We start from the raw sequence: 13,247 nt of genomic DNA on the forward strand, positions 1-13,247 counted from the left end.
TCGTGTCGTTTACGGCGAAAGAGAGACTATTGCTCCGAGGTGGCGGGAAGCGTGGCCTTGAGAGCGGCGCTGCGACCCAGCACGTTCATGCCCTTGAGCAGGTTGAGTGCTTCCCCCAGCTGGTAATCACTTTCGGCGACCACCGGGCTGTCCGGTGCCTTGCTGGAAGGCGTCGATGAGTCGCCATTGGCATTGTCGAGACGTCCGTCGAGATCCGCCTCGCGTACGCTGAAATCACGTCGCGTGTCGCGCTCCAGTCGTCCGCGCACCACCTCGACATCCGGGCGGATGCCCTCTGCCTGGATCGAGCGCCCGTTGGGCGTGAAGTAGAGTGCCGTGGTCAACTTGAGGCCGTCGCCGTTGCCCAGTGGCATCACGTTCTGTACCGAGCCCTTGCCGAAGCTCTCGGTGCCCATGATGATGGCGCGGCGCTGGTCCTGCAGGGCACCTGAGACGATTTCCGCGGCGGAGGCCGTCCCGCCGTTGATCAATACCACCAGCGGCGTATCACCGGCCGGTGTCTCGGCTCTGGCCGAGAAGGACAGCTCGCTGTCCGGCAGGCGCCCCTCGGTATAGACGATGCGGCCGCTCGTGAGGAAGAGGTCGCTTATCTCGACGGCCGCTGACAGCAGCCCCCCGGGGTTGTTGCGCAGATCCAGCACCAGACCCTTCAGCGCGACATCGCCGCTTTCCTCGCGCAGCTCCGCAAGGGCGCGTTTCGCCTCATCGCCCGTCGCGCTCTGGAACTGGCTGACGCGCAGGTAGCCATATCCCGGCTCCAGCAGGCGCTGACTGACACTGCTGCTCTTGATGATGGCCCGCTTGAGCACGACCTCGCGGGGCATGTCGGCGCCTTCCGAGAGTACCAGCAGGCGAATGGTCGATCCTTCCTCGCCACGCATCAGCTTGACGGATTCCGTCATCGACAGACCCTCCATCGGCGTGTCGTCGATCTTGAGGATCACGTCACGTGGTTGGAGGCCGGCACGTGAGGCCGGGGTGTCGTCGATGGGGGCGATGATGGTCAGCTGGCCATCCTCCTCCATGCCGACCTCGATGCCGATACCGCCGAATTCCCCATCGGTGTTCTCGCGCAGGTCCTGCCAGTCATCCTGATCCAGATACGCCGAGTGCGGATCCAGCCCTGCCATCATGCCACGCATGGCATTCTTGAGCAGCGTGCGGTCATCCACTTCATCCACATAGGTGCGCTTGATGCGCTCGAAGACTTCGGCAAAGGTGCGCAGTTCCTCCAGCGGCAGGCCATTGGCCGATTCGCTGGAGGAGGCAGGCGTGGCTCCCTGCCGCGCATCTTCAGCATGGGCCGGCACTCCGCCGCCCAGCAGAACAAGGCTCAGCGGCACGCTGACCGCCAGCTGACGCAGGCGACGCGGGGCAGGACGGAATGACGACGATGCGGACATGCGATTTCCTTCTCGACGGAGACTGGCTCGACTGATGCCGAAGCGCCTGGCAGTTCAGCCAGAGGGGAAGAGGCGACCCCGACGCTCGCAGTCACGGATGACTGCGAGCATATCCCGCCCGGGTACCTGCCGCCTAGCCTGTCGCCATGTTGCGCCATGGCTGACTGGCTCAGCGGCTCGACAGCCAGCGTTGCGGGTTGACGGGCTTGCCGGCGCGGCGTACTTCGAAATACAGCGCGGCACCGTCACGGCCACCACTGCTGCCGACACTGCCCAGCTGCTGGCCGCGTGACAGGCTGTCACCGGGGCCGACGCTGAAGCTTGCCAGATGTGCGTAGAGCGTCAGCACGTTGTCGCCGTGGTCGATGATCAACAGGTTGCCGTAGCCGCGCATCCAGTCCGCGAAGACGACACGACCGGCATGCGGCGCCGTCACAGGCGTGCCCTGGGACGCCTGGATCAGCACGCCATCACGATTGACGCCTTCTCCCCCGCCATAGGCCGAGATGACCCGCCCGGGGGCCGGCCAGTCCATCTTGCCCATCGCACGCGTGATGCGTGTCCTGGGGGGCGGGGCACTCTTGATGGCCTTGAGGCGCTTCTCGAGCGTCTGGATCATCTGGTTGGCATGGGCGCGGTCCTGATCCAGCTCGGCGATCTTCGCCTCATGGCTGGCATAGCGGGCATCCAGGGTGCGCAGCAGAGCGGCGCGCTCATTCTGCTGGGCCATCAGTTTGCTGGCTTGCTGCTTGAGGCCTTGCTGCACCTCCTCCAGTCGTGTCTGGCGTGCCAGTAGACTGGCGCGAGTACTGGCCAGTGAGGCATCCAGTCTGGCGAGGCGCTCAAGCGCCTGCCGGCGCGAATCGCTCAAGTGATTCAGATAGACCTGCAGGCGTTCGAGACGCGCCGGATCATCCTGATTGAGCAGCAGCTTCAATTCGGGTTGGCGACCCAGCCGATACAGGGCGGCCATCTCCTCGGCCACGGCAGCCTTCTGCGCCGTCTGCTGCTGGATGAGGGTCTCACGCTGGCGCGTGAGCCTGGTCAGTTGCTGCGTGATGTCGTCGCGCTCATCCTCGAGTCTGCCGGTCTGCTGGCGAGTCTCGTTGAGCTGGCGCTCTATCTTCTCCAGGCCATTGCGCGTATCGCTGCGCCGCGCGGCAGTGGCCTTCAGCTCGCCCTGCATCGCCTGTATCTCGTGTTTGAGACGCTTGAGGTCGGCTTCGGAGGCTTGCTTCTTCTGGGTCAGGGTCGCGCTGCTGTCCGCGGCCAGTGCCGAGGAGGGGGCCAGCAGCGGAGTCATGAGCAGCAGGCAGGCAGACAGCACAACGCCGGAGACAGGGCTCCGGCGTTTGAAGAATCGGTAGCGCCTGCCCGGTCCGGATGCCAGACAGGCATCCGGACCGGGGGAGGCGCCGGGTACGCCACTCGGCGCGCCCTGCAAGGGGCTATCAGGCACCGGCATAATCGACCAGCACGTTGCCGTCCATTTCCTCGGGGACAGCCTGCCCCATCATGGTCAGCAGGGTCGGGGCGAGGTCACACAGGCGTCCTTTGGAGGCCAGCTTGACGTCACGCTGGGTGACGTAGATCAGCGGCACTTCAAAGGTGGTGTGCGCCGTCTGCGGGTTGCCGGTCTCCGGGTGCACCATCTGCTCGGCATTGCCGTGGTCCGCGGTGATCAGGCATTCGCCACCGACCTTCTCCAGCGCCTCGACCACGCGGCCGACGCAGCCATCCAGATATTCGATCGCCTTGACGGCCGCATCGAACTTGCCGGTGTGTCCGACCATGTCGCCATTGGCGTAATTGCAGACGATCAGATCATAGCGGCCGGATTCGATGGCCTCGACCAGCTTGTCGGTGACCTCCCCGGCGCTCATTTCCGGCTTCTCGTCGTAGGTCTTCACGTCCTGCGGCGAGGGCACGAGGATGCGGGTCTCGCCCTCGAATTCGTCTTCGCGGCCGCCGGAGAAGAAGAAGGTCACGTGGGCGTACTTCTCCGTCTCGGCGATACGCAGCTGAGTGAGGCCGCGATTGGAGACCACTTCCCCCAGGGTATTGGGCAGGTCGGAGGGCGGGAAGGCAGCCGGCGCCGGAATGTCGGCGGCGTACTGGGTCAGCATCACCAGACCGTCATGGGCCAGCTTGGGCGGCGTGCGCTCGAAGCCGGAGAAGTCCGGCTCGACGAAGGCGCGGGTCAGTTCGCGGGCACGGTCGGCACGGAAGTTCAGGAACAGGGCAGCATCGCCTTCCTGCATGGGGACGGCGTCGCCGATACGCGTGGCGCTGACGAATTCGTCGGTCTCGTCACGCTCGTAGGCGGCGGCAAGTCCTTCCACGCCGCTGGCGGCTTCGTGGAGGCCCTGCCCTTCGGCGATCACGCGATATGCCTGTTCGACACGGTCCCAGCGGTTGTCACGGTCCATCGCGAAGTAGCGACCGACGAGGGTGGCGACACGGCCTTCCTCGAGTCCGAGACCTGCCAGGTGTTCATCGGCACGCGCGATGGATGCCTCGGCGCTCTTGGGCGCGGTGTCGCGGCCATCGAGAATCGCGTGGAGGTAGATGCGCTTGGCGCCCCGCTCGGCGGCCAGATCGGCCATGGCGAGGATGTGGTCTTCATGGGAGTGCACGCCCCCGGGAGACAGCAGGCCGATCAGGTGCACGGCGCGGCCAGCCGCGATGGCGGCATCGAGAGGCGCGGTCAGGACGGTGTTGTCCTTGAGGGCATTCTCGCGCACGGCCTTGGTGATGCGGGTGAAGTCCTGGTAGACGATGCGCCCGGCCCCCAGGTTCATGTGCCCGACCTCGGAATTGCCCATCTGGCCATCCGGCAGGCCGACATGGCCACCGTCGGTATGGATCAGATCGCTGGGATACTGCTGGCGCAGGCGATCCATGACCGGCGTGTTGGCGGCAAGAATGGCGTTGTCCTTCTCTTCCTCGCTGTGGCCGTAGCCATCGAGAATGATGAGGGCGACGGGACGCGGACCTTGTGCTTGAGCTGCCATGACTTCCTCGCTGTGATGACGAATGAATCCTCTGGAGCAGGACGGCAGGGGCAATCGCGCAGGGTGGCTGTCAGGCGATCACGTGCCTGTCATGTCCTGCGGGCATCCTCTGCCGTCTTCCTCATCCGGTGCGTTCACCGCTTGCTGCACGGGTGAGGCAAGATGTAGTGATAAAACTACCTGCTCATTCTGACCTCTATTAGAGAGGCGGTAAGGTGCCGAGTGCAAGTGCTGGAAGCGTATCGGCAAGATTGGATTCCCCTATCGCGGGCAAGTTCAGTGCGTCCCCGTGGCGCAGGCGAGGGCAGGGCGGCGTTACGCCTTTTTGATGCCATGTCGCGGGCATTCATGACAGGGGCTGTCATGTATAATGCTGGCTCCGTTACCTCGGGTAGCGGTCTATTTCCTTTGCCGCGTACGTACCGGCATGCACGTCACAGCGGAGTTAGCCCGTCTCATGATCGAACAGCTGCTTCAGTTCGCGCAGAATCATCCCTTGCTGGTGGGCGCCTTCGTCGCCCTGCTGGTCGCCCTCATCGTCATGGAAACCATGCGTGGCAACCACGGGGTCAGCGTCAGCGAGGCCACGCGACTGGTCAATCGCGAAGAGGGTGTCTTCATCGACATCCGCGACAGCAAGGAATACAAGGCCGGCCACATCGCCGGTGCCGTCAATGTTCCCAGCAGTCAGCTTGCCAGCGCGACCACGCCGCTGGACAAGTACAAGGACCGTCCGGTGATCATCGTCTGCAAGCATGGTCAGACCGCTGGACCGCTGGTGGCGCGCCTGGAGAAGGCCGGCTTCAAGCAGGCGGTCAAGCTCAAGGGTGGCATGGGTCAGTGGGAAGCCGACAGTCTGCCGGTCGTGACTCGCTGAGCGACCTGCGGGAAGCAGGCCGATGGCCCAACAATAATTCTCCGTACATTCAAGGATATGTCTCATGGCTGAAGAACAGAACGCACAGGCGGCACAGGGTGCCGAACAGGCTCAGGATCAGCTCCAGTTCGCCCTGCAGCGCATCTATGTGAAGGACGTGTCCTTCGAAGCGCCGAATTCTCCGGCAGTCTTCTCCCAGCCGTTCCAGCCGAAGGTCAGCCTGGAACTGGATACCGAGCACCAGCAGGTCGGTGAAGAGCTCTTCGAGGTGTCCATCAAGGTCACCGCCCAGGTCTCCAACGGTGAAGATCAGACCACCGCCTTCCTGGCCGAGGTCGAGCAGGCCGGTCTGTTCCGCATCGCCGGTCTGTCCGCCGAGCAGCTGGATCACACCCTGGGGGCCTTCTGCCCGAACGTGCTGTTCCCGTACGCGCGTGAAGCCGTCGACAATCTGGTCAACCGCGGCAGCTTCCCTCCGCTGATGCTGGCACCGGTCAACTTCGAAGCCATGTACGCTCAGCGCAAGCAGCGTGAAGCGCAACAGGCGGGTGAAGCCACCGCTCACTGATCCGTGAGACGGCCAGCAATGGCCGTGAGATGGTAATGACAGTGACGGGCCCCAGTGGCCCGTCACTGCGTTGGTGGCTACCATGATGGCCGTGCTTTCCTGAACCTATTTCTCTTTCCCTTTCATCTCCGTGTCGGCGTGCTGAGTGTCTCTCATGGCGCTGCCGCGCGGCGCATTGCTCGCGAGACTTTCCCATGGCCATTCGTCTGCACTGTCCCGATCTTGATCTCCATGTCAGCGCCGGGGCGACCTTTGCACTGCCCGAGGGGCCTGCACGCCATCTCGGTCTGGTGTTGCGGGCCCGGGTGGGCAGCGAAGCACAGTTGTTCGATGGGCACGGGCAGGAAGTGCGCGTGTCGCTCGAGGAGGTGTCCCGCAAGGGGGTCAGCGTGCGGGTGATTGATGCGGTCGCCAATGACAGCGAGTCGCCACTGGCGGTGCATCTGGGCCAGGCGATCTCCAAGGGCGATCGCATGGATTACGCCATCCAGAAGGCCTGTGAGCTCGGGGTCGCTGCCATCACCCCGCTTTACACCGCGCGTGGCGACGTCAAGCTCAAGGGCGAGCGCGCCGACAAGAAACTCGCGCATTGGCAGGGCGTGGCGGCAAGCGCCTGCGAGCAGTGCGGTCGCAGCGTGGTGCCGGTGGTGCATGCGCCGATTCCCATGGCCCAGTGGCTGGACGAGCGCGATGAGTCACTTCGCCTGATATTGCAGCCGGGCGGTGCCGAGGCGCTGAATGCCGCCGAGAGCGAGGGCGGCGTGACGCGTGCCAGCCTGCTGATCGGCCCTGAGGGCGGCTTCACGCCGGAAGAAGTCACCCAGGCGGCTGGCGCGGGGTGTGACGTCCTGGGGCTGGGCCCACGGATACTGCGTACCGAGACGGCGCCGGTGGTCGCGCTGACGCTGTTGCAGCAGCGCTTCGGCGATCTGCCGCGCTAGGCAGGATGACACCAGCATTGTTGAAGCCCCGGCAACACTGCGTGAGGCCTTGAGCGTCCTCATGTCAGTGGTGGGCAGCGTGGTGCTGCTGCATACTTGTCCCATCTTCCCGCGCAACCCGTTTCGGGGTATCGCGCCGGGTAACATCCGCTTTTCTCATTGCCGGCCGGCTGGGTCGGCAGTGTCGTCAGAAGGTTGCCTCGATGACTGCTCGCAAGCTCAAGATCGGCGTGGTGATGGACCCGATGTCCAGCGTCACCTACAAGAAGGACACCACCCTGGCCATGCTGTGGGCCGCCGCCCAGCGTGGCTGGTCGTTGCATTACCTGGAGCAGGAAGATCTCTATCTCGAGAATGGCCGTGCGATGGGGCGGATGCGGGATCTCGAGGTCTATCGGGATCCTGATCACTTCTATCAGCTGGGCGAGGTCGTCGCGACGCCGCTGGCCGAGCTTGACGTGATTCTGATGCGCAAGGACCCGCCCGTCGACGAGCACTTCCTGAACGCGGTCCACCTGCTGGGCTTCGCCGAACGTGAAGGCGTGCTGGTCGTCAATCCGACGGCCGCGCTGTTGACCTGCAACGAGAAGCTGTTCGCGCAGCAGTTCACCCAGTGCATTCCGCCGACGACCGTCTCGGCCAATGACAAGGTGTTGCGCGCCTTCCACGCGGAGCATGGCAATGTCATCTTCAAGCCGCTCGATGGCATGGGCGGCAGCGGTATCTTCCACGTCGCCGAAGATGGTCGCAATCTGGGATCGGTAATCGAGCAGCTGACCCTGCGTGGCCAGCGTCAGATCATGGCACAGCGTTATGTGCCGGAGATCAGTGCCGGCGATACCCGCATCCTGCTGGTCGATGGTGAGCCGGTGCCGTTCGGTCTGGCGCGCATTCCCAGCGCCGGAGAAACGCGTGGCAATCTGGCGGCTGGAGGACGTGGTGAGTCGCGTGAGCTGACGGATCGCGATTACTGGCTGGTCGAGCAGGTCAAGCCGGTGGTGAAGTCGCTGGGACTGATGTTCGTCGGTCTGGACTTGATCGGGGATTACATCACCGAGATCAACGTCACCAGCCCGACCTGCGTGCGTGAAATCGATGACCAGCGCGGTACGGACATCGCCGGGCTGCTGATGGATGCCATCGAGGCACGCCTCACGGCGCAGCAGTCCGCTTGATTGCCGCCGTCAATGGCGTCGGTGGCGTCAGATGGCGGCCAGCAAGTTCGCAGTAAACGGCAGGGATGCCGAAGCTGACACGACAGCGGTTTCGCAGACAGGGAGTGGGGCATGGCAGCACCCGTCGAGTGGTGGGGAGTCAACCATAGCGTGACCGATCCGATCACCTACGTGCCGGTGACCCGGATGCATCGTCGCGTGGTGGCCTGGGGCGCGGCACTGGGGGTGCATGCGGTAGTCGGCTGGTGGCTGCTGGGGAGTGGCCTGATGGTGCCCCCTCAGGTGCCACCATTGCCTGACCCGGTGATGCTCGACGTCACGCTGGTCAGCCAGGCCAGCTCACGTGCCGTCACATCGGATGTCGTCGCCGAGCAGGATCAGCAGGCCAGTGGAAGCGGGCGTGAGGCGGCGGTGCAAGCCGGGCCAGCCAGTCAGACGCCCCCCCGGGCGGGTGAGCAGAGAGCTCCCGTCAGCGGCGAGGCCCCGGTGCCCGAGGCAGCTGCCGTGCCCCTGGTGTTGCCGGAGCGCATCCCGGAGGTCATCGCGACCCGCAATGATTCGCCACAGCAGGTCTCGCATTCCGAGATCCTGCCGGATACGCCGGACAATGAGCAGGAAGCCATCGAGCAGGATGTCGGGGCGATCCAGGCCTCGGGCCAGACCCGCGAGGTGGCCGGTGATGTGGCCTCGCGCAAGGCGGCCCGCGCCTCGGCGCGGGCTCGCTACATCAATGACTGGACCGGCACGGTGCAGTCCTTCGGCAATCTCCACTATCCCGCGCCCGCCAATCTGAGCGGGGAGCTGCGCATTCGTGCCGTCGTGTTGCCCAGCGGTCAGCTTGAGTACGCGGAAGTGTTACAATCCTCGGGACATGCCGAGCTCGACCAGGCGGCTCTGGATACGGTCTATGGCGCGGCCCCCTATGCTCCCTTCGATGAGAGTCTCAGGGGCATGAGCCAACTGACCATCACCCGCATCTGGCGATTCGGCCCCGGCAACGATTCTGGCGCGCCCTGACGCCTCGGGAGGACCATGCAAAGTCTGCGAGACCATTTCCTGCTGGCGATGCCTCATCTCGATGATGACAACTTTTCCGGCTCGCTGAGTTACCTCTGTGATCATGATGAAAAGGGCACCTTGGGTGTCATCGTCAACAAGCCCATCAAGCTGACCATGCGTGGTCTGTTCGAGCAGCTCGAGATCGCGGCGGACAGCTGCGAGTGCCTGGAAGACGTCGTCTATTATGGCGGCCCCGTGCACAAGGACCGCGGCTTCATCCTGCACCGTGGCCAGGCCGCGGAATGGGATTCCAGCCTGCAGGTGACGGATGAGCTTGCCCTTACGACCTCGCTGGATATTCTCAAGGCGATCGCCGACAACAAGGGGCCGGAAGATTTCATGGTCTGCCTCGGCTGTGCTGGCTGGGAGCCTGACCAGCTGACGAATGAGCTCAAGGAGAACAGTTGGCTGATCGTCGAAGGCGACAGCGGCATTCTCTTTGATGCCGACAGCGAGTCGCGCCTTGATGCAGCGGCCCGCAAGCTGGGTGTCAACATGAGCCTGATGTCACGGGAGATCGGGCATGGCTGAGCGGGTCGTCAGCCGGACGGTACTGGCCTTCGATTTCGGTACGCGCCGTATCGGGGTGGCAGTGGGCACCGAGATGCTGGGCACGGCCTCACCGCTGGTGCCCCTGCACGTGCGTGACGGCATCCCGGACTGGAATGTGGTCACTCGTCTGATCGAGGAGTGGCAGCCGGATCTGTTCGTGGTGGGATTGCCACTGGAGCTGGACGGCACCGAAAGCCTGATGTGCAGCCGTGCCCGCAAGTTTGGCAAGCGTCTGTACGGCCGATATGGCAAGCCGCTGGAGATGTGGGATGAGCGTGGTTCCACCAAGGCGGCCAAGGGGCTGGCACGTGAACGCGGTCACCGCGGCAACTATCGTGATGATGGCGTGGATGGCCTCGCCGCTCAGCTGATACTCGAGAGCTGGTTTGCAAGCCAGCGAGGCGAGGGCGACCTTGTCGGTTACTGAATACCCCACCCGCTTCCTTCACGGAAGCGGGTTTTTTTTGTCTGTCTGCCGCCGCTGGCGGAAGTATGAGGATGCGATACCCATGCAACATTCCGAGGTACACGACGACCACGAGACGCTGCCCGATGTGGAAGCGCTTCTCGAGGCGATGACCGAAGAGCTCGAGTTGTTGTTCGAGCGTCGTGAGATCGAGCGTGAGCGGCTGATTCCTGTCGGCATTCATACCGGCGGGGTATGGATTGCCCAGGCACTGCGTGAGCGTCTGGGGCTCAGCGAAGCGTTGGCGACGCTGGACATCGGTTTCTGGCGAGATGATTTCGGGCACAAGGGGTTGCCGGACGCCGGCAAGGGCTCACAGCTGCCGGATATCGAGAATCGCGATCTTCTGCTGGTCGACGATGTGTTGATGAGTGGCCGCACCGTGCGTGCTGCGCTCAATGAACTGTTCGATTACGGGCGTCCACGACGCGTATTGCTGGCCTGCCTGCTGGAGCTGCCGGGGCGTGAACTGCCGGTTCAGCCGGATGCGCTGGGCGCCAGTCTGGCCCTGGCGCCCGGCAAGCGCATCAAGCTGGAAGGGCCGGATGCCTTGCGTCTGACGTTGGTGGATACCGGGGAGAGTGCGGCATGAACCTGTTCGATCTCACCCAGGCCAGCGCAGAGGTGCGTGCGGCCTCCCCGTCCCAGGTCCAGCTTGACGAGCAGGGGCGTCTGCGCCACTTCCTGGATATCGAAGGCTTGCCGCGTGCAGTCCTGACCGAGATTCTCGACACGGCGGATCACTTCCGCGGCATCGGTGATGCCGAGGTCAAGAAGGTGCCTCTGCTGCGAGGGCGTACGGTGGCCAATCTGTTCTTCGAGAACTCCACGCGTACCCGGGCCACCTTCGAGCTCGCCGCCAAGCGCCTGTCGGCGGATGTGCTCAACCTGGACATCAAGACGTCTTCCGCAGCCAAGGGCGAGTCACTGATGGACACGCTGGTCAATCTCGAGGCCATGCAGGCGGATGCCTTCGTGGTGCGCCATGGTGACTCGGGCGCGGCGCACTTCATCGCCAGCCAGATCACGCCCCATGTGGCGATCATCAACGCCGGTGACGGGCGTCATGCCCACCCGACCCAGGCGATGCTCGACATGCTGACCATTCGTCGCCACAAGGGTGATTTTGCCAACCTGCGCGTCGCCATCGTCGGTGACATCCTGCATTCGAGAGTCGCGCGCTCGCAGATTCTGGCACTCAACACCCTGGGGGCAGCCGAGGTGCGTGTCGTGGCCCCCAGGACACTGCTGCCCGTGGGCGTCGAGACATTGGGCTGCCAGGTGTTCACCGAGCTTGATGCCGGGCTCAAGGATGTCGATGTCGTCATCATGTTGCGTCTGCAGAAGGAGCGCATGGATGGCGCGCTGCTGCCCTCGGAGTCGGAATACTATCGTCGCTACGGCCTGACCCGCGAAAGCCTCGCCCACGCGCATCCTGAGGCGGTAGTGATGCATCCGGGACCCATCAATCGAGGTGTCGAGATCGAGTCCGCCGTCGCGGATGGTCCGCGCTCGCTGATCCTCGATCAGGTCACCAATGGCATCGCCGTCCGGATGGCGGTGCTGTCGATGGCGGTATCAGGCCAGATGAAGGCGCGCGCAGAGCGCAGAAATGAACGTTCTCGAGGAGCTGGAGCATGAAACTCAGCCTCATCAATGCTCGGGTCATCGACCCCTCCAGTGGCCTCGATGGCCAGTATGACCTGCACCTCGAAGAGGGACGTCTGGTCGCGATCGGTGCGCCACCGCGTGGCTTCGTCGCGGATGAGCAGCAGGACCTCTCGGGCAAGCTTGTCGTGCCGGCCTTCGCTGACCTGGGGGCCCATCTGCGTGATCCCGGACCGCGCTACAAGGGCAGTCTGGCCAGTGAATCGGCCGCGGCTCTGGCAGGGGGATACAGCGTCATCCTGCCTCGTCCGGATACCAGTCCGGTGCTCGACAGTGCCTCTCACGTGCGCACCCTGCTCGATCGTGCTCGTGATGTGGCAGGTGTCAGGGTGGCCCCCCTGGGAGCGCTGACCCAGGGGCTGGAAGGGGAGCTGCTCGCCAACATGGCCGCACTCAAGTCCGCCGGTTGTGTCGCCTTGACCAACCTGCGCAGGCCGATCCGTGATCTTGGTGTGCTGCGACGTTGTCTGGAATATGCACGCACCTTCGATATCACGGTGGTCTTCCAGGCACAGGAAGCCACCTTGGCGGGGCAGGGATGCGCACACGAGGGGGCCATCGCGTCACGCCTCGGATTGGCAGGAATTCCCGAATCGGCAGAGACCATCGCGCTGACTCAATGGCTGCTGCTGATCGAGCAGACCGGGGTGAGGGCGCATGTCTCGCTGCTTTCCAGTGCTCGCGCGGTGGAACTGGTACGTGATGCCAAGGCCCGAGGGCTGGATATCACCGCGGATGTCTCGATCGCCCAGTTGCATTGGACCGATGAGCAGCTGGAAGGCTTTGATGCCAACTTCCATCTTCAGCCGCCTCTGCGCAGTGCCGACGATCGTGAGGCACTTCGTGCCGCTGTCGCGGATGGCACCATCGATGCGATCGTCAGTGACCACCTGCCACATGAGGCAGCCGCGAAATGTGCGCCTTTCGCGGTCTCCGAGCCCGGCATGACCAGTCTGGAAACCGTGCTGCCGCTTGGGCTGGCGCTGGTCAAGGCCGGGATGATCAAGCTGCCGCGCCTGATCGAGACCCTGACGTTCAGCGCCCGGCGCTTCGGGCTCAAGGGGGGCATGCTGAAGGAAGGTGAGTATTGTGATCTCGCGGTGATTGATATGGAGCAGAAATGGCGTGTCTCCAGCGAGACGCTGGCAAGTGCTGGACATAATACGCCACTGCTCGGCATGCAGTTGACCGGGCGTGTCGAACGCGTGCTGTTGGGCGATACGCGCTACGCTTGAAAGATGTTTCACGTGGAACATCCATGCTTCACCAGGAGGCCGGTCTCTTGAGGTCAGTCTCTGGGTGGCTGGTTACAACTTGCTGATAAGCCAGCGATTTCATGGCTTGTGGTGCTGGGGAGCTATTGGTTGCTTCGCGAGAGAAGCCAGTGCCGACCTGAGCAACATGTCCGCCACGATCAGCAGATGTTTCACGTGGAACATCGAAGCCCGGCATCACGCCACATGGCCAGCATGTCGTTGCGCGAGCCTCGAGTGCTGGGAAAGA

The 13,247-nt window shown here is 63.8% G+C and carries 13 protein-coding genes; 10 read left to right on the forward strand and 3 right to left on the reverse strand.

Features of this window, described 5'->3' with window-relative positions; all coding sequences use genetic code 11:
- Nucleotides 1–26 precede the first annotated feature (26 nt).
- From ACZYGA_RS11485 to gpmI, 3 genes are all read right to left on the reverse strand, one after another.
- Complete coding sequence (locus ACZYGA_RS11485) at nt 27–1,424, reverse strand: S41 family peptidase (RefSeq protein ID WP_479399237.1); 1,398 nt, start codon at nt 1,422–1,424, stop codon at nt 27–29.
- A gap of 169 nt (nt 1,425–1,593) precedes the next feature.
- A complete protein-coding gene (locus ACZYGA_RS11490; RefSeq protein WP_167593070.1) occupies nt 1,594–2,883 on the reverse strand; it encodes a murein hydrolase activator EnvC family protein in 1,290 nt (429 codons plus the stop codon).
- A complete protein-coding gene (gene gpmI, locus ACZYGA_RS11495; protein ID WP_479399239.1) occupies nt 2,876–4,438 on the reverse strand; it encodes a 2,3-bisphosphoglycerate-independent phosphoglycerate mutase in 1,563 nt (520 codons plus the stop codon). Before gpmI ends, ACZYGA_RS11490 begins: the two co-directional genes overlap by 8 nt.
- 457 nt (nt 4,439–4,895) lie before the next feature.
- Here gpmI and ACZYGA_RS11500 point away from each other — a divergent pair, with 457 nt between their 5' ends.
- The 10 genes from ACZYGA_RS11500 to ACZYGA_RS11545 all read left to right on the forward strand — a co-directional run bounded on the left by ACZYGA_RS11500 (nt 4,896) and on the right by ACZYGA_RS11545 (nt 12,979).
- Nucleotides 4,896–5,315, forward strand: coding sequence for a rhodanese-like domain-containing protein (locus ACZYGA_RS11500; RefSeq protein WP_077379673.1), 420 nt, complete (start codon nt 4,896–4,898; stop codon nt 5,313–5,315).
- Between the two features lie 64 nt (nt 5,316–5,379).
- Nucleotides 5,380–5,883 carry a protein-export chaperone SecB gene (gene secB, locus ACZYGA_RS11505; protein WP_077379671.1) on the forward strand — a complete coding sequence of 168 codons (504 nt, stop codon included), beginning with the start codon at nt 5,380–5,382 and terminating at the stop codon, nt 5,881–5,883.
- Between the two features lie 194 nt (nt 5,884–6,077).
- Nucleotides 6,078–6,824: a 16S rRNA (uracil(1498)-N(3))-methyltransferase gene (locus ACZYGA_RS11510; RefSeq protein ID WP_479399241.1), complete on the forward strand. Its 747-nt coding sequence runs from the start codon at nt 6,078–6,080 to the stop codon at nt 6,822–6,824.
- 203 nt (nt 6,825–7,027) lie between these two features.
- Nucleotides 7,028–7,999 (forward strand): glutathione synthase, encoded by a 972-nt coding sequence (gshB, locus tag ACZYGA_RS11515; protein WP_479399243.1) that lies wholly within the window; start codon nt 7,028–7,030, stop codon nt 7,997–7,999.
- A 111-nt stretch (nt 8,000–8,110) separates the two neighbouring features.
- Nucleotides 8,111–9,016: a TonB family protein gene (locus tag ACZYGA_RS11520; protein WP_077379664.1), complete on the forward strand. Its 906-nt coding sequence runs from the start codon at nt 8,111–8,113 to the stop codon at nt 9,014–9,016.
- A gap of 15 nt (nt 9,017–9,031) precedes the next feature.
- The gene (locus ACZYGA_RS11525) at nt 9,032–9,589 is read left to right on the forward strand and encodes a YqgE/AlgH family protein (RefSeq protein WP_077379662.1); all 558 of its coding nucleotides are present in this window, start codon (nt 9,032–9,034) and stop codon (nt 9,587–9,589) included.
- A complete protein-coding gene (gene ruvX, locus ACZYGA_RS11530) occupies nt 9,582–10,037 on the forward strand; it encodes a Holliday junction resolvase RuvX (protein ID WP_077379660.1) in 456 nt (151 codons plus the stop codon). The genes ACZYGA_RS11525 and ruvX overlap by 8 nt, the downstream gene beginning before the upstream one ends.
- 82 nt (nt 10,038–10,119) lie before the next feature.
- Nucleotides 10,120–10,668, forward strand: coding sequence for a bifunctional pyr operon transcriptional regulator/uracil phosphoribosyltransferase PyrR (gene pyrR, locus ACZYGA_RS11535; protein WP_127736567.1), 549 nt, complete (start codon nt 10,120–10,122; stop codon nt 10,666–10,668).
- Nucleotides 10,665–11,717: an aspartate carbamoyltransferase catalytic subunit gene (locus tag ACZYGA_RS11540; RefSeq protein WP_479399245.1), complete on the forward strand. Its 1,053-nt coding sequence runs from the start codon at nt 10,665–10,667 to the stop codon at nt 11,715–11,717. Before pyrR ends, ACZYGA_RS11540 begins: the two co-directional genes overlap by 4 nt.
- A complete protein-coding gene (locus ACZYGA_RS11545) occupies nt 11,714–12,979 on the forward strand; it encodes a dihydroorotase (protein ID WP_479399247.1) in 1,266 nt (421 codons plus the stop codon). Before ACZYGA_RS11540 ends, ACZYGA_RS11545 begins: the two co-directional genes overlap by 4 nt.
- The last annotated feature ends 268 nt before the right edge of the window (nt 12,980–13,247 follow it).

This window comes from Cobetia sp. BL01 (assembly GCF_056493605.1).

Excerpts from the sequence above, each read along its gene's own strand:
- ACZYGA_RS11485 (WP_479399237.1), bottom strand. The coding sequence starts at position 1,424 with ATGTCCGCATCGTCGTCATTCCGTCCTGCCCCGCGTCGCCTGCGTCAG.
- gpmI (WP_479399239.1), bottom strand. The coding sequence starts at position 4,438 with ATGGCAGCTCAAGCACAAGGTCCGCGTCCCGTCGCCCTCATCATTCTC.
- ACZYGA_RS11500 (WP_077379673.1), top strand. The coding sequence starts at position 4,896 with ATGATCGAACAGCTGCTTCAGTTCGCGCAGAATCATCCCTTGCTGGTG.
- secB (WP_077379671.1), top strand. The coding sequence starts at position 5,380 with ATGGCTGAAGAACAGAACGCACAGGCGGCACAGGGTGCCGAACAGGCT.
- ACZYGA_RS11510 (WP_479399241.1), top strand. The coding sequence starts at position 6,078 with ATGGCCATTCGTCTGCACTGTCCCGATCTTGATCTCCATGTCAGCGCC.
- gshB (WP_479399243.1), top strand. The coding sequence starts at position 7,028 with ATGACTGCTCGCAAGCTCAAGATCGGCGTGGTGATGGACCCGATGTCC.
- ACZYGA_RS11520 (WP_077379664.1), top strand. The coding sequence starts at position 8,111 with ATGGCAGCACCCGTCGAGTGGTGGGGAGTCAACCATAGCGTGACCGAT.
- ACZYGA_RS11525 (WP_077379662.1), top strand. The coding sequence starts at position 9,032 with ATGCAAAGTCTGCGAGACCATTTCCTGCTGGCGATGCCTCATCTCGAT.
- ruvX (WP_077379660.1), top strand. The coding sequence starts at position 9,582 with ATGGCTGAGCGGGTCGTCAGCCGGACGGTACTGGCCTTCGATTTCGGT.
- pyrR (WP_127736567.1), top strand. The coding sequence starts at position 10,120 with ATGCAACATTCCGAGGTACACGACGACCACGAGACGCTGCCCGATGTG.
- ACZYGA_RS11540 (WP_479399245.1), top strand. The coding sequence starts at position 10,665 with ATGAACCTGTTCGATCTCACCCAGGCCAGCGCAGAGGTGCGTGCGGCC.
- ACZYGA_RS11545 (WP_479399247.1), top strand. The coding sequence starts at position 11,714 with ATGAAACTCAGCCTCATCAATGCTCGGGTCATCGACCCCTCCAGTGGC.